Origin of the sequence: Alcaligenes sp. CHO6 (assembly GCF_037120595.1) — a bacterium.
In the GTDB taxonomy this organism is placed as follows: Bacteria; Pseudomonadota; Gammaproteobacteria; order Burkholderiales; family Burkholderiaceae_B; genus Alcaligenes; species Alcaligenes ammonioxydans.
The window spans coordinates 1,689,169-1,710,665 of record NZ_JBANCI010000001.1 but is presented as its reverse complement, the minus strand read 5'-3'; the positions used below and the strand labels follow the sequence as shown (position 1 = coordinate 1,710,665).

Below are 21,497 nucleotides of genomic sequence, written 5' to 3'. Positions count from 1 at the left end.
AGCGAGACAGAGCGCGCCATTTGAACGGTCATCCTCACAGGCGGGGCATTGGCGTAGTTCATTTCGCGCCCCAAAGGTAAGGTCGGCGTAACGGCTCCCTGAGCGACTGAAGCGATGCACAAATGGGGGGCGTGACGCTTGGATTTCCCAAGCAGATTCCCCCAGCGAGAGCTAGCGAGTTGCGTTCTGCGACCTGTGAGATTCAGTCCACTTTCGATTCAATATCCCACCGCAGGCCTCAGGTTCCTGAAACAGGCCGGAGCCACCATCGTGCTTGATGGGAGGGCGACGTGCTCACCGGGTCTGCCTGTTTCACCAAAAAAGACTTTCGTCCATTTGATGAGTGTTGTGCCGATATCTGCGCAACGCCCGTAAATAGGCGTGTTCTAGGGCTTTAAGGTGTTTGTCTTGTCCACCCGAGTCTTGTGTTCTGAGGTCAGGCTCTCAGGATGAGAACACGAACGAGCATCAGCCAGCTTTCAGCATCAGGTTCGAATGGTTCTCATTGCTCATACTCGGAGGTGCTGGGTAATGGTTTTCACCTAAATAATTGATTTTTTGTTTTGTATTTATAAATTTTTTTGGCTCTCAGACATAGTGATCACACTCCTTTAACAACCGGGTTTTTTAATAAGAATCTGACAATAGTATTCAAGCGTCTTTGGTCACATTTATCTCATCTACCTGCTAGTAACCACGGCACAGGAGCCAACACATGAAGTTAGATGTCACACCAGCCCCATCCTCGATTGACCAGATTTTTTCCTTGGGTACTGTGCGCTCCGATCTATGGCGTGAACTCTTGTTTGCTACTAAAAGATGGTCGCGTAAGGAAGTCGACGGACAAGAAGTTCGTGAAAAGTTTCTTCATTTGCGAAATCTGGAAGTGCTGCATGCTTATCCGGGGCGTCATCTTATGGACACCCTGTCTGGCCATCTTGAATTCGAACGTTTGGATGCTTTTCTGGAGTTGGCGACCCGAATCTCATTCGCCATCCTGGCGCGCTATTACAAAGATGATGCGCGCGAGTGGGAGGCCACGCCTGATGGGGACCACTTTAGGGATATTCGTCAGGACGTAGACGGTTTGGGCGGTGGGCGTCCTTACTTTGAAGTGTTGATTGTGGCACCAGCCAATAGTGCTCGCGTCGAGCGCAATGTTCAGCTTTTGCGTGCGCAGCGTCGTAAAGAAGACGACTTTGTGTATGAGCCTGTGGTCGTCGACAATTTCCAGGACGCATTTTGTGCTATTGCGGTAAACAGTAATATTTGTGCGGTTGCCATTTTTGAAGGCATTGGCTTTAAGAGCAAACAGCCAGTTCCTATCCTGGATCAAGCCATGAAAGAGCTTGATGTTCATTTCGACGACAGTCGTTTGGCCTTGCAACTGGCGGTCACCTTGGCGGGCTACCGTCCGGAGCTCGATATTTATTTGCTCTCCGATTTGCGTCCCGAGGAGGTGGCAAGTGATGAGCGTGCCAAGTGTCTGCGCCGCGTACTCTATGCGGTCGAGGAGCCCATGGAGCTGCATTTGTCAATTTTAGAGGGGGTTCGTGATCGGTACGAAACTCCTTTTTTTGACAATCTCAAGCGCTATGCCAGCAAGCCTGTCAGCACTTTTCATGCCTTGCCCATTGCCCGCGGTAAATCCGTCTTCAAATCGGACTGGATACGCGATATGGGCGAATTCTATGGCCTGAATCTGTTCTTGGCCGAGTCCTCTGCCACGACTGGCGGCCTGGACAGCCTTCTGGAACCTACGGGCAATATCAAAAAAGCCCAGGAGCGCGCTGCCAAGGCGTTTGGCGCTGAGCATTGTTTTTTCGTTACCAATGGAACCAGCACGTCCAACAAGATGGTATTGATGGCGATTGCGCGGCCCGGCGACATCATTATCGTTGATCGAAACTGCCACAAATCGCACCACTACGGCATGGTTCTGGGCGGGTTGTTGCCCTACTATGTCGAAGCGTTCCCGATGCGGGAGTACTCCATGTATGGTGCGGTTCCGCTCAAGAACATCAAGCGCGCCTTACTGAAGCTGAAAAAAGAGGGCAAGCTGGACAGGGTGCGTGCTGTTGATCTGACCAACTGCACCTTTGATGGTCATGTGTACAACACCCGGCGCGTCATGATGGAATGTTTGGCGATCAAGCCTGATCTTGTCTTTCTTTGGGACGAGGCCTGGTTTGGATTTGCGCACTGGTCGCCGTTCCTGCGTCCCAGAACGGCCATGGGGGCGGCGGCTTACATTGAAAATTGGTTGGAAGATCCGGCGTCGCTGCAGCACTACGAGCGTCAGCAGCAAGAGCTGGGCGAGACTCCAAGCGATGATGAGCTGATGCAGGCCAATCTGGTTCCGGATCCTCGACTGGTTCGCCTGCGGGTATATCAAACTAATTCCACACACAAGTCGATGTCGGCCATTCGCCAAGGTTCCATGGTGCTGGTCAAGGATGTGGACTTTTATCGCATTGAGCCGCAACTGCACGAGGCGATATTCACGCACGCTACAACAAGCCCCAATCAGCAACTTATCGCCTCTATTGATGTCGCTCGCCGCCAGATGGAGCTGGAAGGCTATGGCTTGGTGAACAATGCCATTCAAATTGCCTTGGACATTCGCAGCCAGGTGAACAAGCACCCGATGATTTCGCGTTATTTTCGAGTGCTGGGCGCAGACGACATGATTCCGCCCGAGTACCGCCAGAGCAATTTCAAGGACTTTTTAGCGCCGGGCACGAACTGGGACGATGCCGTCACCAGTATCCGGGACGATGAGTTTTTCCTTGACCCCACCCGCATCACCTTGGTGTGTGGAACGGCGGGTTTTGATGGCACTCAACTGAAGCAGTTATTGGCGGATCGTTTTGATATCCAGCTGAACAAGACATCCCGCAATTCGGTCTTGCTGCAGTCCAACATCAACAATACGCGCAGTGACGTCGCGCATTTAATTCGTGTTTTGTTGGAAATTACCTGTGAGGTGGATCATCAATTACACAAAACCGGAGACGTGGGGCGTCAGCACTTTCAACAGCGTGTCGATAGCCTGATGAACGATGTTCCTGACCTGCCAAACTTCAGTCACTTTCATGAAAGTTTTCGTCAAGACAGCAATGGCGATGTAGCCGTTGAAGGCAGGATTCGTGATGCATTCTTCCTGAGCTGGGAAGAGAGCAATTGCGAGTACGTGGGTTTGAACAGTCCGGAGTGCGATCGTCGGCTGCGCGAGGGGCCTCCTATGGTGTCAGCCAAGATGGTGATTCCTTATCCTCCCGGTTTTCCTATTCTGGTGCCTGGACAAGTCATCAGTGCCGAAACCATTGAGTTCATGCGTAAGCTCGATGTGAAGGAAGTGCACGGTTATGAAGCGAGCCGTGGCCTGCAGTTATTGAAAGTTTAACGACTTAAACCGGGCAGAAGGTCAGCCCCGGCTATGGCCGGTCTGACCTGAATTCGTGCACTTAAGGGGCTCAATATGTTGATTTGGAACTGGGTAGAGCAAACCTTGCGTAGCTACCCTGAGTTGGCCATTTTTTTGGCATTGGCAGCTGGGTATTGGGTAGGCGGAAGAAAACTAGGCAGTTTTAGTCTGGGCTCGGTCACTGGAACCTTGCTGGCGGGCGTGCTGATTGGACAGCTCGACATCGAGATCTCATCGCAGATCAAATCCGTCTTTTTCATTATGTTTTTGTTTTCGGTGGGCTTTGGCGTCGGGCCGCAGTTTGTGCGGGGGGTGGCCAACGATGGTCTACCTCAGGCAGTGTTTGCCGTTGTCGTGTCGTGCTTGTGTTTATTGTTCGTCTATCTGGCCGCGGTGCTGTCGGGCTATGGCCCCGGCCTGGCAGCCGGTTTACTGGCCGGCTCACAAACGATCTCCGCTTCCATCGGTTTGGCCACCAACGCGATCAATCGACTGGAGTTGTCGCCAACGGAGATACAGGCCCAACTGGATGCCATCCCAGTAGCCTATGCGGTCACCTACTTGTTCGGCACGTTGGGCACCGGCTGGGTCATTGCTTACCTTGGGCCCAAGTTGCTTGGCATTGACCTGCAAAAAGAGTGTGCTCGTTATGAGAAAGAAATGTCGGCCGGAGCCCCCGAGGGTGGCATTCAATCGGCATGGCATCAGCACATTGTTCGTGCTTACGAGCTGAGCACACCGAACTTTATTGCTGGCAAGACCGTTAAACAAGCGGAAGCCCTGTCTGGTGAGCGACTTTTTTTAGAGAATCTTCGTCGCGATGGAAAGATTATTCCGTTTGACGACAATACCTTATTGCAAGTGGGCGATATCGTTGCGGTTTCAGGGCGTCATGAGGCCTTGGTTGACTGGTCCAACCGCGCCGAGGAAGTGGCCGATAGGGAGTTGCTGCAAATTCCTATTGAGTCGATTGATATGGTCGTCACGAGCAAGGCGGCAAACAATCAAACATTACTGGAGCTCTCCAAACGACCCGAGGCACGGGGTGTGTATGTGACGCGTATTCGTCGAGGCTCTATGGGCGTTGATATTCCCGTACAGGCGCAAACCAAGCTGCACCGGGGCGATATTGTCAGCATCAGTGGTAGCCGCAAGCACGTGGAGGCGGTTATTGACGCTTTTGGCTTTGCGGATCGCCCGACCAGTGTCACTGACATGATGTTTGTTGGCTTTGGCATCGTCATTGGTGGTCTTGTGGGTGCCATTGTGGTACCGGTGGCAGGGGTGCCCATCACACTGTCCACCTCGGGCGGAGCGCTTATTGCCGGTTTGGTGTTTGGCTGGCTGCGCAGCTTTAAGCCCAAATTAGGCAGCGTCCCCAGCGCCACGCTCTGGTTTATGAACTCCGTAGGGCTGAATGTATTTATCGCTGTCGTGGGGATCACAGCTGGCCCGACGTTTATTCACGGCGTAAAGCAGGTGGGCATAGAGCTGTTCTTCTGGGGCATATTCGCGACAGCAACCCCGATGATTCTTGCTCCTTTTATCGGTAAATATATTTTTCGCTTTGATCCTGCGATTAATTTGGGGTGTTGCGGCGGTGCGCGCACAAGCACTGCCTCGGTGGCGATGGTTGCCGATGTCGCAAAAAGCAATGTGCCGATGCTCGGTTATACGGTGCCGTATGCGATCAGCAATACCTTACTGACCCTTTGGGGCATGGTGATCGTGCTGTTGATGAAATAAGACCCTTGTACTTATCGATCGCCATGCGGCTTGGAGAGATCAGTGCGGCATGTGATGAATGCGCTGGCCGGGCCGGGACTCAGGTCATTGGCCAGCCGTGCGAATGTCATGCCGGTAATGTTCGCGACCGTTGCTGTATCTATTTTTTATAAATAGCTTTTGTTTCAACCGACTACTAAAGGGAATCCATGCCTCTACACGCCAAGGATGATATCCGCAATGACCTTCTCGATGACGTTTACGCGTCCACCGATTTGTCGGTCTCCATGCCCAAGTACAAAATGCCCGAACATGAGCACGCTCCCAGGCACGCGTACCAGGTAGTCCACGATGAGCTGATGCTCGACGGTAACTCCCGTCAGAATCTGGCGACGTTTTGCCAGACCTGGGTTGAGGAGGAGGTCCACAAGCTGATGGACGAGTCAATCGACAAAAACATGATTGACAAAGATGAGTATCCCCAGACGGCTGAAATCGAGTCACGCTGCGTGCACATGCTCGCTGACTTGTGGAACTCTCCAGACGCCAAGAACACCTTGGGCTGCTCGACCACGGGCTCTTCCGAAGCCGCCATGCTCGGAGGCCTGGCACTTAAGTGGGCATGGCGCAAGAAACGCAGTGCGGCAGGACTTTCGACCGATAAGCCCAATCTGGTTTGCGGTCCTGTGCAAATTTGTTGGCATAAATTTGCGCGTTATTTTGATGTGGAATTGCGTGAAATTCCCATGGAAGAAGGTCGGCTCATTATGAATGCCGAAGAAGTATTAAAACGCGTCGATGAAAACACCATTGGTGTGGTGCCCACCTTGGGTGTCACCTTCACCTGCGAGTACGAGCCGGTCAAGCAGGTTCATGATGCCTTGGATAAATTGCAGCAAGACACGGGGCTGGATATCCCGATTCACGTTGACGGTGCCAGTGGCGGGTTTCTGGCTCCCTTTTGTGCCCCTCAATTGCAGTGGGATTTTCGTCTTCCTCGTGTGGTGTCGATAAACACCTCGGGTCATAAGTTTGGGCTTGCCCCCCTGGGGGTAGGTTGGGTGCTCTGGCGTGATGCCGCCCATCTTCCTGAAGAGTTGATATTCAATGTGAACTATTTGGGTGGCAACATGCCGACCTTTGCATTGAATTTTTCCAGGCCTGGCGGCCAGATCGTGGCCCAGTACTACAACTTTTTGCGTCTTGGCAAAGCGGGCTATCGTCGTATTCAGAACGCTTGCTATGACACGGCACGTTATCTTGCGAGCGAGATTGGCAAGTTGGGTCCGTTTGAGATCTTGTTTGACGGTGACCCTGATAAAGGTATTCCAGCCTTGTGCTGGAAGATCAAGGACGGCGCGAACCCGGGTTTCAATCTGTATGACTTGGCCGATCGCTTACGTTCGCGCGGTTGGCAAGTACCTGCGTACTCCATGCCGGCCAATCGCCAGGACCTGGTGATCCAACGCATCCTGGTGCGCCATGGTGTGACGCGTGACCTGGCTTCCCTATTGCTGGATGACTTCCGTCGTTGCCTGGATTATTTCTCCTCCCATCCCGTTGCCGTACAGGGGCAGCAGGACGAGTCTGGCGGTTTTCATCACTAACTTGACGCGGTGAACCCTCTGTAAAAACGATGAGCTCAGACGTGGAATCTTCTTTTTGAGAGGCTCCACCGCATGAACGTGTCGAAATTTACGGGGGGTAGCCAGGTTCTGGAGGCCATCCAGCATCTGCTAGCCGTTTGGGCACGATGCAGGGTGCACGCAGGCTTGGTTGCAACCCCAGGCATGTATGGCGGATATATCGAGAACTTAATCTGAGTAGCGCAAGCGGCTTCATAAAGTGCGCCTATCAGTTGCTTTCGGTATGGGAAAGCGAAACCATTGATTTTATGAGTATGATTGTTGGGTTTCAATGGTTTTAGATTAGCTGGTGCCGATGAAAGGAATCGAACCCTCGACCTTCTCATTACGAATGAGCTGCTCTACCGACTGAGCTACATCGGCTAACCTAAGACGATAAGTATATCCTGTTTTTTTCTGGTTTGTAAATTCTCTGTGCGCATGAAAGGTGCAACATGCTATGTTGAGCGTTTTCAGCCTGTTAAGGGGATGATGATGCTAGGGATCAAGATTGGTTTGGTGGTAGCGGCTTTCTTGCCTTGGTTGGCCGCCATTTGTGCCAAGGCGGGGGGTTCAGGTTTTGATAATCATGACCCGCGGCCCTGGCTGGCGGGGTTGACAGGCTGGCGGGCGCGCGCCAATGCGGCTCAGGCCAATGCGTTTGAGGCCTTGCCTTTCTTTTTTGCGGCGGTGTTGTTGGCGTTGTGGTCAGGAGCCGATCCTCTGCGTGTGCAAAGTCTGATGATTTCCTGGATTGTGCTGCGTGTTTTGTATTTGCTGATGTACATCATGAACAAGGCAGCCTTGCGCTCCTTGGTCTGGTTCCTGGCCGTCGTGGTCAATATCTGGATTGTGTTTTTGCCCGTATTGCGGACTTGAGATACGGCGCTGGGCATGCTGGGCACCTTATGAAACCGGTGTTCAGCACGCCCTTGAGATGCTTGATGGTGAAGACGAGCAGGCCAGCCATAAGGCCGGCCTGTTTTTATTTGTTGGTGCTTTCCTGGTCTTCTGCTTCAATCCGGGCGCTGATGGCCGAGGGAAACAGATCCCAGCATGCGATGAACATGGCGGCGATCAGCGGGCCGATCACAAAGCCGTTCAGGCCGAAAATCGACAAGCCGCCCAGGGTGGAGATCAAGATCACGTAGTCCGGGATCTTGGTGTCTTTGCCGACCAGCAAAGGGCGCAGCAGGTTGTCGACCAGCCCAATGACCATAATGCCAAAAGTAGTCAGGATAATCCCGGGGACGTAGTGCCCCGAGACGAAAAAGTAGATGGCAACGGGAGCCCAGATCAGCGATGCGCCCACGGCGGGCAGCAAGGAAAGCACAGCCATCAGGACACCCCAGAACAGAGCGCCCTGAATGTCCAGGAACCAGAACATGACGCCGCCCAGCGCGCCTTGTGTGGCGGCCACCGCAATATTGCCTTTGACAGTGGCGCGTACCACGGTGGTGAACTTGCGGAAAAGATGAGTCTTTTGGTTCTCGCTCAGTGGAATCAACTGACGGTAGTGACGGCCTAGCTCTACCCCGTCGCGCAGCAGGAAAAACAGCATGTACAGCATGATGCCCAGGCTGACCAGGAACTGGAAGGTGTTCTGGCCGACATTGAGCGCCTGTTTGGTCAGGAACTGGCCGCCCTGAACGGCGAACTGCGAAAACTTTTCTTGCAGGGAAGCGGTGTCATGCAGGCCAAAGCGGGCGGCAAAGTCAAGGACGCTGGGGGGGAGGGCACTGAGGATCTTTTGTAGATAGGCTCCGGGATTTAACTGGCCACTGTTCATCAGATCGTATAAGGAGGCGATCTGCTGCACCAGGGATATAGAGATCAGGATGACCGGAATAATGACAATCAGGATAATGATCAGCAGACTGATCAGGGCTGACAGGGAACGGCGGCCTTTGGTTTTGGCCAGGAGTTTGCGCTGCAGGGGGGCAAACAAAATGGCCAGCACCGCTCCCCAGAATACCGCGCCATAAAAAGGAAGAAGTATCCAGACAAAGGCGGCGGAGACTGCGGCCAGCAAAAGCAAAAAAGTATGGAATTGTAGATTTGGCCGGGTGGACATGGAAGTTTTCCATTAGCGTGAATTTGAGGCGATTGTAAGGGGGAATCCTGACTGCCGGAGTGAATCTTGGTATCTGTTTATTGGGTTTCTGCTGGCGTTAAAACACGCCTGCGCCCTTCTTGTTTGTCACGGCGGGGGCAAATCGGCGTGCAGGGGCTGGGCCCCTGAGGTCAGCGCTTGGCCTGACGGGCCAGTTCCAGGTAATGGCTGGCGCGCCAGATGTGCTGGCTGCTGCGCTCAAACCAGCGGTGAGTATCTGTGATTCGCAACGTGCGCGAGACATCGTCCTGTCCTTGGGGGGCAGCCAGAAGCTGGCCGCGTACCGTATCCAGCAATTGGGCCTGAGACTGCGCCCGAATCTGCATTTGCTCCTGCCAGTCAACGGGGGCTTGTGCATGCAGGCTTTGCTGAGCCAGTGTAGTCAGTTCTGACGCCAGGCTCCGGGCGTGCTGGTAGCGTTGGTCCAGCAGATCCGTGCCCGGCTGGTACTGTAAGCGGCCACGCAGGCGCTGCATATGATCGATGGCATGCAAAAGCGCGCTGATGTGGGCGGCCACTGCTGGATCATCCGCCGCGCTGGGAATGCGCAAGACAAACTCGTAAGCCTGATCGAGTACAGTCCCGATCTGCTGCAGATCGGTTGCTGCCGTATCGGGGCGGCTCATGGCCAGACTGTGCTGATACAGGTTCAGCAAACGTTGTGCCTGCTCTTGCAAGGTGCGTTGTGTGGTCTCCAGTGCCAGGGCAGGCACTTGCAGCAGGCTGTCGTCCAGATGATGCGGGGGGCGAGCAGCCCGGTCAGGCACCAGCTTTTGTACCCAGCGGGCAAAAGGCTGGGTAAAGGGCAGGCACAAGGCGGCGCCCAAGCCAATGAACAGGCTGTGAAAGGCCGCCAGGCCCAGGGCTCCGGGAGGGGTATTGATATAAGAGCCGGTGGCGTACATGGCTTTGAGAAACAGCGGCAGAATCAGCAGGCCCAGCAAACCGGCAATGACGTTGAACAGGATATAGGCAATGGCTGTGCGTTTGGCATAGATTGTGCCGCCAATAGCGACCAGAACGCCAGTCAGGGTGGTGCCGATGGAGGCTCCCACGACGATGGCTGCCGCTTGGTCAAAGCTGATGGCTCCTGCATCCAGCGCGGTCAAGGTCATGGCGATGGCCGCTGTCGAGGACTGCAGCACCGCGGTCAGGGCCAGCCCGGTCAACATGATCAACAAGTGAGCGCCATAACCGCCGGCAGGCAAGTGGGCCAGGCTGAAGTTGGCCGCCAGACCTTGCATGCCATCCTGCAACATGCTCAAGCCCAGAAATAGGGTGCCGAAGCCGGCCAGGGCACGGCCCAGTTCCTTGTGACGACCGGGAGCCAGCAGTTTGAGCAAAGCCCCCAGACCGATTAATGGCAGGGTGTAAAAACCCAGATTCACTTTCAGCCCCAGGCCAGAAATGATCCAGCCGGTAGCGGTATTGCCAAGGCTGGCACCAATAACCACGCCAATGGCTTGTGTAAAGGAAATCAGCCCGGCACTGACAAACCCGATCAAGGTGACGGTCGTGGCTGTCGATGACTGGGCCAGTGCCGTAATCAGCGCCCCAGAGGCAAAGGCTTTGATGGGGCGACCGGTAAAAGCCAGCAGTATCTGTTTGAGGGAGCCGCCTGCAAACGCGACCAGTCCTTCGGACAGAAGCATCATGCCAATCAGGAACAGGCCAAGTCCCCCTAAAAAGGGGAAAAGAGTATCGAGCATAGAAGCGTGCGAACAACGGAATAATCGATAGGCCCAGGTGTGACAAACCCGGACAAAAGGTTGGATGCTGCATTATCGCCAGTTACGCTCGCAGATGGCGTGAAATTCTCCAGTGATGAACACGGCTTGTTCCTGACGACGAAGAGGGCATACGCAGTGCAGGCTCTTTGTATTGAATAAGAGCGTTGACGTTTTTAGTGCTTAGGAAAGAGCGCAGGTTCGAACACGTTGGGGAGCCAGCTTGCAGGGGCAGACGGCAGGGCGCTTTGAGGGCTGGGCAGGTATAGGGAGTTCATAGGTGGCATGTCTATGCCGTCCTGGCGCATCAGCGCTTGCGCACGACGAGTTTTATCCTTGATGCCTAACTGGAACGAGCTCAGGACTTAACGGTGCATACGCCGGTGCTGATCAAGAAAGATTATAAAGAGTGGCTGGGTACGCGATTGAGGTAGAGGATGGAGGGGGAGCCGAGCGTTTTACTCCTGATAACTGACAAAAGGAGATCGCCTGCGCTCAAGAGCTGCGGGTCCTGGCATGGGGTAAACCGCGTTGCGGGATGGCCGGTGCGTCAATCCACGGGTTGCGCAGCGTCGATAAAGCGGGATCTGTGGGAGTCGGTCTATCACCCGCACGAGTAGGCACGGCTGATGATGGTTGTGATTGGCCCTATTGAATGAACGAGGAACTTGCTTGGTTCAGGCCAGACGTAGAAAAGCCCAGCTGCTTGCGTAGCTGGGCTTTGGTATTTTTGGCTCCCCGACCAGGGCTCGAACCTGGGACCTGCGGATTAACAGTCCGTCGCTCTACCGACTGAGCTATCGGGGACCAGCAAAGAAAATAATTATAGAGTGAAGGTTGCGGGTTTGTAAAGCGTTATTTTTAGAAAAAGTGAATTTCATCGACGCAAACTGGGGAGCAGGCTTGGCAATAGGCGTAAATCCTGAGTTTTTCGGCTGGAACATACCGTCCGGTCAATAAATCAGTCAAGCCGATTTGTAGCATATGGTTGCAAGCCGTTTGTTTAAAGGCTTTGCGGCTTGCTGGCTGGCTTTTGGGAAATTCTCGACAGATGAGAAAACTAGGGAAAATGCGGATAAAACCCAGCAAATATGCGAGTTCCAGTTGATTGACATCAATATTGTTTATGTCTGAAATATAAATGCTTGCAGTATATGAGTCTCAACTATCCAGCCTGTTTTGAGCCGCGTCTCAAGATGTGCCGGTTGGGGTGTTTTGCTGTCAAGACAGAGGAGGGAGTGCAGTGAGCTCGTGCCGGGACTTTTTGTCGGCAGGCTGGCTCAGCACTTGAATAACAAGGCCGGAAAAAATCATAAGTCCTCCGGCATTCAGACGTTTACAGAGAACAGAGAACATGAAAAAAACTATCTTGGCAGCTTTGCTGATGCCTGCACTGGCAGTTCCCGCTTTCGCTGCATCGAATGTGACCTTGTATGGCGTGGTCGATACGGGCCTGGGGTACGAACAATGGAAAGGGGACGACATGAAGGGAGGGGCAGGCAAACGCAGTCGTTTTGGCTTGTATGACCAGGGTTGGATGGGTAACCGCTGGGGGCTGATGGGCAGCGAGGATCTGGGCGGCGGGCTCAAGGCCAACTTCATGCTGGAAAGCGGCTTTGATCTGGGCACTGGCAATTTGCGCCAAGGCCGCTTGTTCGGCCGTCAGGCAAGTCTGGGTTTGAGCGGTGAGTCCTGGGGGCGTGTTGACCTGGGTCGTCAGACGACGGTCACTTCCCTGTATGTGGCGGGGGTAGCCAGCCCGTTTGGTGGCAATGGCTATCAGTACGGCGTCGGGGCGGCATTTGATTCGGCCAATACGGTTCGCTATGACAATATGGTGGCTTATCAGAGCCCCGAGTTCTCCGGTTTTCAGTTCGGTGCGGGTTACTCGTTCAACACCAATGGACCTCAGCAGTGGGATCGCAGTGGTTTGAGTGGCAATGCCATCAACAGCGATGAGGCCAACGTGAAAGCCGTCAGCGTGGCCATGCGCTATACCAATGGTCCCTTGAAAGCCGCGCTGAGCTTTGACCAGGCCCGTTATGGTTCTGCTCGCGAGCGTGGCGGCAATCTGGTGGCGGCCCAAAGCGGGAATGTGAGTGCCTGGAACCTGGCTGCCAGCTACAAGTTCAGCTTTGCGACGCTGCATGCCGCTTTTGGTCAGAGCCGCAATGGGTATATTGGCGGCTCCTTGCAAACCGAGCAGTTTGGTCCCGGCTTGCATAAAGACCTCAAGGTCAACTCCTATGCGTTGGGCGTGACGGTACCGGCAGGCAAGGCAGGTTCTGTGCTGGCTTCCTGGACGATGGCTGATCCACGTTCGACACCGCGCAGCACGGATGATGCCAAGACCCAACATGTGTTCAGCGCGGGCTATTTGCACAATTTGTCCAAGCGCACCAGCCTGTATGCAATTGGCTCTTACGCTCGCAACATCGGCTACTACAGCGACCTCAAGAGCACGGTTGCCACGGTGGGTGTGACGCACCGGTTCTGATCTTTCTGACTGATTCGGTCAATTTTGAGCCGGGGTAGTGCGTTAGCAGCGGCGGCGCCGGCTCAAGCAGGAGCGAAGTCAGGGGAAAGAGCCACAGCGGGCCTGCATGAGATGCAGGCCCGCTGTCTTTTTTGGGATCGGGTTTTGTTTGTCCAAATGTTAATGACGCGGTCTACGCGTGCCGCGTAACGGACAAAGACATGCACAAAAAAAATCAGCCCAACGCAAACGCGATGGGCTGATTTTGACGGTTTTCTTGGCTCCCCGACCAGGGCTCGAACCTGGGACCTGCGGATTAACAGTCCGTCGCTCTACCGACTGAGCTATCGGGGACCAGAGAAAAAGAATATAGCACGTATTTTGAAAAGTGTGCAAGTTTTCAGAGGGGAAAATGGCAAGGATCTGGGCGGGATGGCTGGCGGTCTGTTTTTTTGCTGCTCGCAGGCCGCCGTGGGGCGCCTCTCAGCCCTCTGAACGCGCGTGCGCTTTGTGGGGCAGCATGGTCGCTGCACAGGGCAAAGAGTAGAATCGAATTCTTCTTGCTTTTATTGACTCTTTTTTCTGTCGGGGCCAGCGGCTGTTTTGCTGACAGTGTCGCCCTGCAAAGTGATGAATCTCCATGCAAGCTCGTCAAGGCCCCAGTGCGCAGCGCAGTTCCTTTTTGATTGGACTGGCGCTCTCAGGGGGCGGCTCTATCCTTTTCTCGGCCAAAGCGGTGGTGGCCAAGCTGACGTATCAATATGATGTCACTGCGCTGACCGTCATTGGGTTTCGGATGCTCCTGTCCTTGCCTTTTTTCCTGGCCATTGCCGTTTGGCAAATCCGCAAAGTACGACAGGGCAAGCTGGCGGCGTTAACCGGCCGTCAGAAGCTGGAACTGGTGGTGCTGGGTTTTCTGGGCTATTACCTGGCCAGTCTGCTGGATTTTATCGGGCTTGAGTACATTTCGGCAGGACTGGAGCGGCTGATTCTGTTTTTGTCGCCGACCTTTGTGCTGATGTTCTCGGCCATTTTCCTCAAGCGCCGTATTCTGCCCAAGCAATGGTTGGCCTTGGCGCTAGCTTATCTAGGGGTAGGGCTGGTCTTTATACAGGATCTGAGCCTGACAGGTGACGACGTTCTGCTAGGCGCATTGTGCGTGCTGGGCTCGGCTATTTCCTATGCCATCTATCTGATTGGCTCGGGTGAGCTGCTCAAATCCATTGGCTCCACGCGTCTGGTGGCGTACGCCATGTCATTTTCGGCGGTCTACACCCTGATTCACTTTTTCGCCGTGTTGGGCTGGCAGGGGCTGGTGCAGCCTGCGCCGGTCTATGGCCTGTCCATGATTCATGCGGTCTGCAATACGGTCTTGCCCACCTTCATGACCATGTGGGCCGTGGAGCGCATTGGCGCACCGATGAGTGCGCAGATGGGCTTGATCGGGCCGGTATCGGTACTGTTTCTGGCCAACTGGTTTTTGGGTGAACCCATTACGCTCATGCAATTGCTGGGCACGGCCTTTGTGTTGAGCGGCGCGATGGTTTTGAGCCGCCGCTAGGCGCAGGCCGGGGCGGGCTTATTTCCCGCCTGTCAGCCTTTTTTCAATGTCTTCGCGGTGCACGTCATACGTAGTGAAGCCGGCCAGGTTTTGCGGCATATTCAGCTTGTCCCGATGCAGCAGGGTTTGACGGATATCCTCCAGGCCACTGCGCCAGTGCTCGCGCATGGTTGTGCGGCCAAACTGATAGTCCTTGTAATGCTGCTCGTAGGGCTGGTTGCGGTAAATCAGGTGCACTACGTTGTAGCGCTTGTTGCTGGCCAGTTCTTCCGCCAGGCGGCAGGGTAGCCGCTCTTTGCGCTGGTCCTCGGGGATCAGCGCCAGCAGTTCGGTCAGGATATGACGCATGTACTGCGAGTGGCGCATGTCCTCGGTCACCATACGTGTCCGGCTGGAGTAGCGGATTTCGTTCAAGCGGTCGCTGACCTCACCCATATTGGTTGGGACCGGTCCTCGAGCACTCCATAAATCCACTTGAAAGACCAGGGTGTCACGGCGGGGCGACTGATCCAGCACATAAGACAGTGGGGTATTGGAGACCAGACCCCCATCCCAGTAGTACTGGCCGTCAATTTCCACCGGGGCAAAGGCGGGGGGCAGAGCGCCCGAGGCCATGAAGTGCTCGGCCCTCAAGACGGTGCGATGGTTGTCAAAATAGACAAAGTTGCCCGTGCCCACATTGACCGCGCCCACTGAAATACGCTGACGCTTGTCGTTGATGCGATCAAAGTCGCATAGACGCTCCAGCGTGTCTTTCAGGGCACTGGTGTCATAGTAACTGGCTCCTTCGGGTACGCCCGGCGTGGCCTGCATAGGCGGGGGGAAGCGGGGACGGAAGAACCCGCGCTGGCCCAGAACGAGCGCATTGCTGGCATTGAAGGCGCTGATCGCCTCACGCATCATGTCGTTAATCCCAAAGAGCGCACGCTCCAGACAGGCTGGGCCAGACCAGCCGAAATAAGGTTCGCAAATGGTGTTCCAGAACTCGCGCAGACGCTCTACCTGGCGCTCGGGGGGATTGCCCGCAATAATCGCCGTGTTCAAGGCGCCAATCGAAATGCCGGACAGACAGTCGGGCTCGATTCCGGCTTCCAGCAATCCCTCGTACACACCGGCCTGATAGGCTCCCAAGGCACCGCCTCCTTGCAGTACCAAGGCGACAGTCTCGTAAGGGGGAAGATAGGATGGGCGGGCAAAATCGGGGGTATCTTGCGCTTGCGGCATGGGGGCAAGGTTCATGACAGGGCTCGGTTCAAGAGGGGCAAAAGATCGGGACTGGTGATCCCATCTGTTTGTGCTGCACTGCAGCAAGAATACCATTGCTGTGTGTCAGAACGCGGACCAGAATGCAAACTAGCGTCAATTCTTAGGGGACGAGGAGCCGGCTGGCGGGTTGTGCAGGTGTTGTGCAAAGGCGCTTAACACCTGACTGCGGTAGCGCTCTTTATGCAGCACCAGGGACAGACGACGTTTCAGATCCAGAAAGGGGGTATCCAGAATACGAAGTCGCTGATTGGCCACCGCATCCAGGGTGGCCGCCTGGGGAAGGCAGGCCAAGCCCAGTCCGGCGATGACCGCCTGTTTGATGGCCTCCACCTGGCCCAGCTCCATCAATACATGTCCACCGGGTAGTGTATTCAAGGCTTGTTCGGTTAGTGCCCGCGAGGCTGAGCCCCGTTCGCGCATGATCCAGTTCATGCCTGCAAAGTCCTGTTTGTGCAGGGTGGTCCGGGTTGCCAGTGGGTGATCGGGGGCGGCGCAGACGACCAGCGCGTCCTCGCGCCAGATCCAGGTCTCCAGTTGGGGGTGGTTGACCGGCCCCTCTACGCAGGCAATATCGCAGCGGTGTTCCAGTAACTGGCTGATGATATTGGCCGTATTGTCGACCGATACATGTAAAGACACGCGCGGGTGCTGGCGTACAAACGACCCCACCAGATCGCCAATCAGGTAATTGCCCACGGTATTGCTGGCTCCGATGCGGATTTCACCGCGCAACTCACGTTCTTCCTGCTGGCTTTGCATCTCGCGCAAGCGCTCCAGAATTTCACGTGCATGCGGTAGCAACTGTTTGCCGCGACTGGTCAGTTGCATACGCCCCGGCGTGCGCTCGAACAAGGGGCTGTCCAGTTGCTTTTCCAGTTCGGCCAGCGCCATGCTGGCCGCCGGTTGGGACAGGTGAATCTGGGCCGCGCAGGCGCGCACGGTGCCTAAGGTGGCTATACCGACAAAGACTTCCAGTTGTCTGATGCTGATCGCGTTCATGATAAATAAAATTGATACTTACGATAAGTAATAATGAATTTTTTAATACTCGGGGTCAACCTAAAATTACTTTTACTTATTACCCTATCTGGAATGACACGATGAGCAGTGTGACCGATTTACCCGCAGCCCCTACCGCCTTGAAGGCGCCGGACACATCGGGTTTCTCTCTGAAGCCGTCGCGTTGGTGGGGTTTTTTGTTGGCGGTGGCGGTGGGTGTCGCCGCCATGGGCCTGGGCAAGCTTTGGCCTTTGATTGGTGGCCCCGTCTTTGCCATTGTGCTCGGTATGGTGTTGCGTAACACGATGGGCGTGGCGACGCTGTTTCAGCCCGGCTTGCGCTTTTCGTCCAAAGTGTTGTTGCAGTGGTCAATTATCGGCCTGGGCTTTGGACTGAGCCTGCCGCAAGTAATGCGTACCGGTTTGGATTCTCTGGCGGTGACTTTGGTGACATTGACAGTGGCCTTTGTGACGGCTTTGCTGCTGGGCCGCGCTCTGGGGATTGCGTCCAAGCTGCGTACCCTGATCGGGGTGGGCACCGCGATTTGTGGCGGCTCGGCGATTGCGGCGGTCACTCCAATTCTCAAGCCTGAAGAGCATGAAACGGCGCTGGCGATCTCGACCATTTTTATTTTCAATATTGTGGCAGTGCTGGTGTTCCCCTTGGCCGGTCACATGATGAATATGTCGGATGCGGGCTTTGGGGTATGGGCTGGCACGGCGATCAACGATACCTCCTCGGTGGTGGCAGCTGGTTACAGTTACAGCCGTCAGGCAGGCGACCATGCCACGATCGTCAAGCTTACTCGCGCGACTCTGATCATTCCGATCTGTCTGATTCTGGCCGGGCTGGAAGTATGGCGCTCGCGTCAGGCCGGTCGGGATTTTGATCTGATGCGGGTGTTCCCCTGGTTCATTGTCTGGTTCATGGTGGCTTCAGCTGTGCGCTCGATGGGCTGGGTGCCCGTGCAATGGCTGGAACCGCTGCGTTTTATGGCTGAGTTCCTGATGGTGCTGGCATTGGCCGCTATTGGACTGTGTTCAGACCTGCGTGTGATGGCCCGAGCCGGTGTGCGACCTGCCTTGCTGGGACTGGGGGTGTGGATAGCGGTGGCCGTCAGCAGTTTGCTGGTTCAGCGCTGGATTGGCGTCTGGTAAAAAGCAACCGGAAAAAAACCTGGCCGTGGTTTAATCTGCCACGACCAGGTTTTTTTTGTGAGCAGCCGGCTGGTGCTCAGACGAACCAGGAAGCAGGGCTGCGGTAAATGGCCACGCCCACGATGTAGGCAAAGATCGCAATCGCGATCAGTGCCGCAACCCCCCGGCTGAAAGCCGTCTTGCCACGCTTGATGGCATAGCTGCCCACCACGATATACACGATCAGCAGCACGATTTTGGTAATGAGCCAGGGCTGATTGGCCGCGGCACCCAGCATGCCCGCCAATGCCAGGCCACAGACCAGCAAAACGGTGTCGATCACATGGGGGGCGATTCGTACAAAACGATGTTGCAGACAGGCAGAGCCACTGACTGACCAATAGGCCCGGATGATGAAAAACAAAATACTCAGCCCGGCGGCTGTCATGTGCAGGTGTTTGAGGACCATGTATGTCATGCCTGTTGTTTCCTTCTGAAGTTCAGGGTGCAGAAAAAGGCAGTATACGCAGGCTGGGCCTCAAAAGTTTTTCTGTGTCGGGGCTCACACTTGCCCCGACGCAAAAGTCCGCCGTACTTAGAGCAGATTGACAGGCAGTTTCAGATAGACCTGACCGTTGCTTTCGGGCTCGGGGAAGTGCCCCGCCCGGATATTGACCTGGATGGAGGGCAGGATCAGGCGCGGCATGCCCAGCGTTTTGTCCCGTGCCGTGCGCCGCTCGCAGAACTGCTCTTGGCTGATGCCGTCACGCACATGGATATTGCCTTCTTTTTGCGCTTGCACCGTGCAATGGGATTGAGGTTCGCGCCCTTCTGGCGGGTAGTCGTGACACATGAACAGGACGGTCTGTGCTGGCAGTGCCAGCAGGCGTTGAATGGATTGGTAAAGCTGACTGGCGCTGCCACCCGGAAAGTCACAACGGGCGGTGCCGACATCGGGCAAGAACAAGGTATCGCCCACAAATACACCCAGTCCCTGGACGTGATAGGCCATGTCCGCGGGCGTGTGACCAGGGACATGCAGGGCCTGAACCTGGAGGGCACCGATCTGGAAATACTCCTGGTCGCGAAACAAAGTATCAAACGGCGTGCCGTTGGCCTGAATTTCGGCCTCTATATTAAAGATACGGCTGAAGGTGGCCTGCACTTGCTTGATATGTTCACCAATCGCAATTTTCCCTCCGGTTCGCTCCTGAAGCCAGACCGCGGCAGATAAATGGTCGGCATGGGCATGGGTTTCCAGAATCCATTGCACCTGAAGTTGATGCTGCTGCACAAAGTCCAGCACCTGTTGAGCGGTGGCGGTGTGGCTGCGGCCCGAGGCCGCGTCATAGTCCAGCACCGAATCGATGATGGCGCATTCACGTTGGCCGGGCGCATAAACCACATAGGTGAAAGTGGCCGTATCGGTATGAAAGAAGCTGGCGACCTGGGGTTGGAGCATGTCAGACCTCGTGGTGCTTATAAAATATTAAAAGATATTATATAATAATATATATTGTGTTTTTGTAGAATGATATGAATCAAACTGAACTGGAAGCCTTGCGGCAGGTGGCTGGCCGTGCCAGCAGTCTGCTGGCTAGCCTGGCCAACCCCGACCGTCTGATGATTCTCTGCACCTTGGTGCAGGGGGAATGCAATGTGGGGGAGCTGGCTCAGCGTAGCGGTATTGCACAGCCTACCTTATCCCAGCAATTGACGGTATTGCGGCGGGAAAATCTCATTGCCAGCCGTAAAGAAGGCAAATACGTGTATTACCGCCTGGAAGATCCGGCGGTACTGGCTGTCATGCAGACGTTGTATGGAATTTTTTGCGCCCCGGGAGGCACTGATGATCACCATTGATTGGACTTCGTTTACCCCATGGAGCGCCCTGCTCGGGGGCGCCCTGATCGGTTTGGCAGCGGCCATTCTGGTGCTTTTTAATGGCCGTGTGTTCGGCATCTCCGGGCTGCTGTCGGGCACCTGGACCGGGCAGGCTGGTGACCGGGCCTGGCGTTGGATGGCGCTGCTGGGCATGGCGGCGGCCCCTTGGCTGTATCGCCTGATCGGCGAGACCGTACCCCCAGTACAAGCCCAGCCTTGGATGTGGGTCGTGGTGGCAGGCTTGCTGGTGGGGTTTGGCACCCGTTTGGGCTCGGGTTGCACCAGCGGGCATGGCGTGTGCGGTTTGTCACGCCTGTCACCGCGCTCATTGGTGGCGACCCTGGCTTTCATGGCCAGCGGTTTTTTGACTGTGTTTGTGTTGCGTCACGTGCTTTAAGGAGCCGCCATGCATTACTTCATCGCGTTGATTTCCGGCCTCATTTTTGGCTTGGGCTTATTGATTTCCGGCTTGGCGAACCCCAGCAAGGTTCTGGCGTTTCTGGACCTGGCGGGAGCCTGGGACCCGTCTTTGGCGTTGGTGATGGCAGCCGCTATTGCCGTGGCCATTATTCCTTTCAGCGTGGCGCGTCGTCGTCCTTGCGCGTTCGTGACGGGCCAGCCCATGAACCTGCCCAAGCAACGGCAGATCGATCGTCCACTGGTATTGGGCTCCTTGATCTTTGGGGCAGGGTGGGGGATTGCCGGCTTTTGCCCAGGGCCGGCAGTGGTGTTGGCAGCCTCCGGCGCTCCCTTGGCGCTTGTCTTTCTGGTCGCGATGCTGATCGGTATGGGGGTGGCAGGCCGGGTGCGCACTTAATTGTCGGGCTCACATGTGCGGCCCACGCGGGTTAACCCAAGTGGGTGCTGGGAGCCGGAACGTGATCCGGCTCCATATTGACCAGGCCTTGCAAAATACCGCAGTGCTCCAGGCCCCCGGCTTGTCCGCAACGGTGACGCAGTTCGGTCAACTGCTGTTGCAGATGCTCCAGCTCGGCAATTCGCACCGCCACATGTTCAATGTGTTCATCCAGCAGCTCGTTGACGGGGGCGCAGTCCTGGGCTGGACCATCCATAAAGGCCAGCAGGCTGCGGATTTCCTCATGGGTCATATCCAGGCTGCGGCAATTGCGGATAAACCGCAGCCGCTCCAGATGAACCGGACGATACAAGCGGTAATTGCCTTCGCTGCGCTCAGGTTCGGGCAGTAGTCCGACCTTCTCGTAATAGCGGATTGTTTCCGTGTTGCAGTGGCTTTTTTCTGCCAGTTCACCAATTTTCATTGCTCTGCCTCCAGGGGGCTTGACCTTGTAGTTACTTTAGGCTTTCTACTGGGCTCATGCAAGCAGCGAGGAATTGCGATGACATCCGCTAACAAGACATCAAGGTTCGACAAAGGGCAGGGCGCAGCCAATGTTCGTCCGGCTGAGCACGACCATGCGCATAGCCACGATCATGAACACGCCGTGGGCGATCATAGTCATGACCATAGTCATGAGCATGATCAGGTTTGTCCAGACTCCCAGGCCCATGAAGGAGCGTGCTGCTCGAGCCCGGCTGT

The 21,497-nt window shown here is 55.3% G+C and carries 17 protein-coding genes and 3 tRNA genes; 10 read left to right on the top strand and 10 right to left on the bottom strand.

Annotation, left to right across the window (positions count from 1 at the left end):
- Nucleotides 1-715 precede the first annotated feature (715 nt).
- The 3 genes from V6936_RS07970 to V6936_RS07960 all read left to right on the top strand — a co-directional run bounded on the left by V6936_RS07970 (nt 716) and on the right by V6936_RS07960 (nt 6,759).
- Nucleotides 716-3,406, top strand: coding sequence for a decarboxylase (locus V6936_RS07970; RefSeq protein ID WP_301607028.1), 2,691 nt, complete (start codon nt 716-718; stop codon nt 3,404-3,406).
- A gap of 75 nt (nt 3,407-3,481) precedes the next feature.
- A complete protein-coding gene (gene aspT / locus V6936_RS07965) occupies nt 3,482-5,173 on the top strand; it encodes an aspartate-alanine antiporter (protein WP_059317917.1) in 1,692 nt (563 codons plus the stop codon).
- A 188-nt stretch (nt 5,174-5,361) separates the two neighbouring features.
- Nucleotides 5,362-6,759, top strand: a complete 1,398-nt coding sequence (locus V6936_RS07960; protein WP_301607031.1) for a glutamate decarboxylase — start codon at nt 5,362-5,364, stop codon at nt 6,757-6,759.
- Between the two features lie 326 nt (nt 6,760-7,085).
- On the opposite strand, the gene V6936_RS07955 is transcribed toward V6936_RS07960, so the two are convergent.
- A tRNA-Thr gene (locus tag V6936_RS07955) sits at nt 7,086-7,161 on the bottom strand.
- 111 nt (nt 7,162-7,272) lie between these two features.
- On the opposite strand from V6936_RS07955, the gene V6936_RS07950 reads away from it, so the two are divergent.
- Nucleotides 7,273-7,656 carry an MAPEG family protein gene (locus tag V6936_RS07950; RefSeq protein WP_131071891.1) on the top strand — a complete coding sequence of 128 codons (384 nt, stop codon included), beginning with the start codon at nt 7,273-7,275 and terminating at the stop codon, nt 7,654-7,656.
- Between the two features lie 106 nt (nt 7,657-7,762).
- On the opposite strand, the gene V6936_RS07945 is transcribed toward V6936_RS07950, so the two are convergent.
- The 3 genes from V6936_RS07945 to V6936_RS07935 all read right to left on the bottom strand — a co-directional run bounded on the left by V6936_RS07945 (nt 7,763) and on the right by V6936_RS07935 (nt 11,424).
- Nucleotides 7,763-8,851, bottom strand: coding sequence for an AI-2E family transporter (locus tag V6936_RS07945; RefSeq protein ID WP_003804737.1), 1,089 nt, complete (start codon nt 8,849-8,851; stop codon nt 7,763-7,765).
- A gap of 170 nt (nt 8,852-9,021) precedes the next feature.
- Nucleotides 9,022-10,599: a Na/Pi symporter gene (locus tag V6936_RS07940; RefSeq protein WP_201024843.1), complete on the bottom strand. Its 1,578-nt coding sequence runs from the start codon at nt 10,597-10,599 to the stop codon at nt 9,022-9,024.
- Between the two features lie 749 nt (nt 10,600-11,348).
- Nucleotides 11,349-11,424 (bottom strand) — tRNA-Asn (locus V6936_RS07935).
- Between the two features lie 547 nt (nt 11,425-11,971).
- On the opposite strand from V6936_RS07935, the gene V6936_RS07930 reads away from it, so the two are divergent.
- Nucleotides 11,972-13,114, top strand: coding sequence for a porin (locus tag V6936_RS07930; RefSeq protein WP_003804735.1), 1,143 nt, complete (start codon nt 11,972-11,974; stop codon nt 13,112-13,114).
- A 257-nt stretch (nt 13,115-13,371) separates the two neighbouring features.
- On the opposite strand, the gene V6936_RS07925 is transcribed toward V6936_RS07930, so the two are convergent.
- Nucleotides 13,372-13,447 (bottom strand) — tRNA-Asn (locus V6936_RS07925).
- Nucleotides 13,448-13,733: 286 nt separating this feature from the next.
- On the opposite strand from V6936_RS07925, the gene V6936_RS07920 reads away from it, so the two are divergent.
- Entirely contained in the window at nt 13,734-14,654 is a 921-nt protein-coding gene (locus V6936_RS07920; RefSeq protein ID WP_003804734.1) for a DMT family transporter, read from the top strand.
- 18 nt (nt 14,655-14,672) lie between these two features.
- Here V6936_RS07920 and V6936_RS07915 read toward each other — a convergent pair whose 3' ends face one another.
- Together V6936_RS07915 and V6936_RS07910 are read right to left on the bottom strand one after the other, a co-directional pair.
- Nucleotides 14,673-15,893 carry a patatin-like phospholipase family protein gene (locus V6936_RS07915; RefSeq protein WP_336579687.1) on the bottom strand — a complete coding sequence of 407 codons (1,221 nt, stop codon included), beginning with the start codon at nt 15,891-15,893 and terminating at the stop codon, nt 14,673-14,675.
- 120 nt (nt 15,894-16,013) lie between these two features.
- Nucleotides 16,014-16,919: a LysR substrate-binding domain-containing protein gene (locus V6936_RS07910; protein WP_059317913.1), complete on the bottom strand. Its 906-nt coding sequence runs from the start codon at nt 16,917-16,919 to the stop codon at nt 16,014-16,016.
- Between the two features lie 101 nt (nt 16,920-17,020).
- Between V6936_RS07910 and V6936_RS07905 the strand changes: the two genes are divergently transcribed.
- Entirely contained in the window at nt 17,021-18,076 is a 1,056-nt protein-coding gene (locus tag V6936_RS07905) for a YeiH family protein (RefSeq protein WP_003804730.1), read from the top strand.
- Nucleotides 18,077-18,152: 76 nt separating this feature from the next.
- Here V6936_RS07905 and V6936_RS07900 read toward each other — a convergent pair whose 3' ends face one another.
- Nucleotides 18,153-18,533, bottom strand: a complete 381-nt coding sequence (locus V6936_RS07900; RefSeq protein WP_003804729.1) for a SirB2 family protein — start codon at nt 18,531-18,533, stop codon at nt 18,153-18,155.
- A gap of 117 nt (nt 18,534-18,650) precedes the next feature.
- Nucleotides 18,651-19,517 carry an MBL fold metallo-hydrolase gene (locus V6936_RS07895; protein WP_003804728.1) on the bottom strand — a complete coding sequence of 289 codons (867 nt, stop codon included), beginning with the start codon at nt 19,515-19,517 and terminating at the stop codon, nt 18,651-18,653.
- 74 nt (nt 19,518-19,591) lie between these two features.
- Between V6936_RS07895 and V6936_RS07890 the strand changes: the two genes are divergently transcribed.
- The 3 genes from V6936_RS07890 to V6936_RS07880 are packed head-to-tail and all read left to right on the top strand — an operon-like array spanning nt 19,592 to nt 20,756.
- Nucleotides 19,592-19,918 (top strand): ArsR/SmtB family transcription factor, encoded by a 327-nt coding sequence (locus tag V6936_RS07890; RefSeq protein WP_003804727.1) that lies wholly within the window; start codon nt 19,592-19,594, stop codon nt 19,916-19,918.
- Nucleotides 19,908-20,336, top strand: coding sequence for a YeeE/YedE family protein (locus tag V6936_RS07885; RefSeq protein ID WP_059317953.1), 429 nt, complete (start codon nt 19,908-19,910; stop codon nt 20,334-20,336). Before V6936_RS07890 ends, V6936_RS07885 begins: the two co-directional genes overlap by 11 nt.
- 9 nt (nt 20,337-20,345) lie before the next feature.
- The gene (locus V6936_RS07880) at nt 20,346-20,756 is read left to right on the top strand and encodes a DUF6691 family protein (RefSeq protein WP_003804725.1); all 411 of its coding nucleotides are present in this window, start codon (nt 20,346-20,348) and stop codon (nt 20,754-20,756) included.
- A gap of 31 nt (nt 20,757-20,787) precedes the next feature.
- On the opposite strand, the gene cadR is transcribed toward V6936_RS07880, so the two are convergent.
- Nucleotides 20,788-21,219: a Cd(II)/Pb(II)-responsive transcriptional regulator gene (gene cadR / locus V6936_RS07875; protein ID WP_003804724.1), complete on the bottom strand. Its 432-nt coding sequence runs from the start codon at nt 21,217-21,219 to the stop codon at nt 20,788-20,790.
- Nucleotides 21,220-21,497 lie beyond the last annotated feature (278 nt).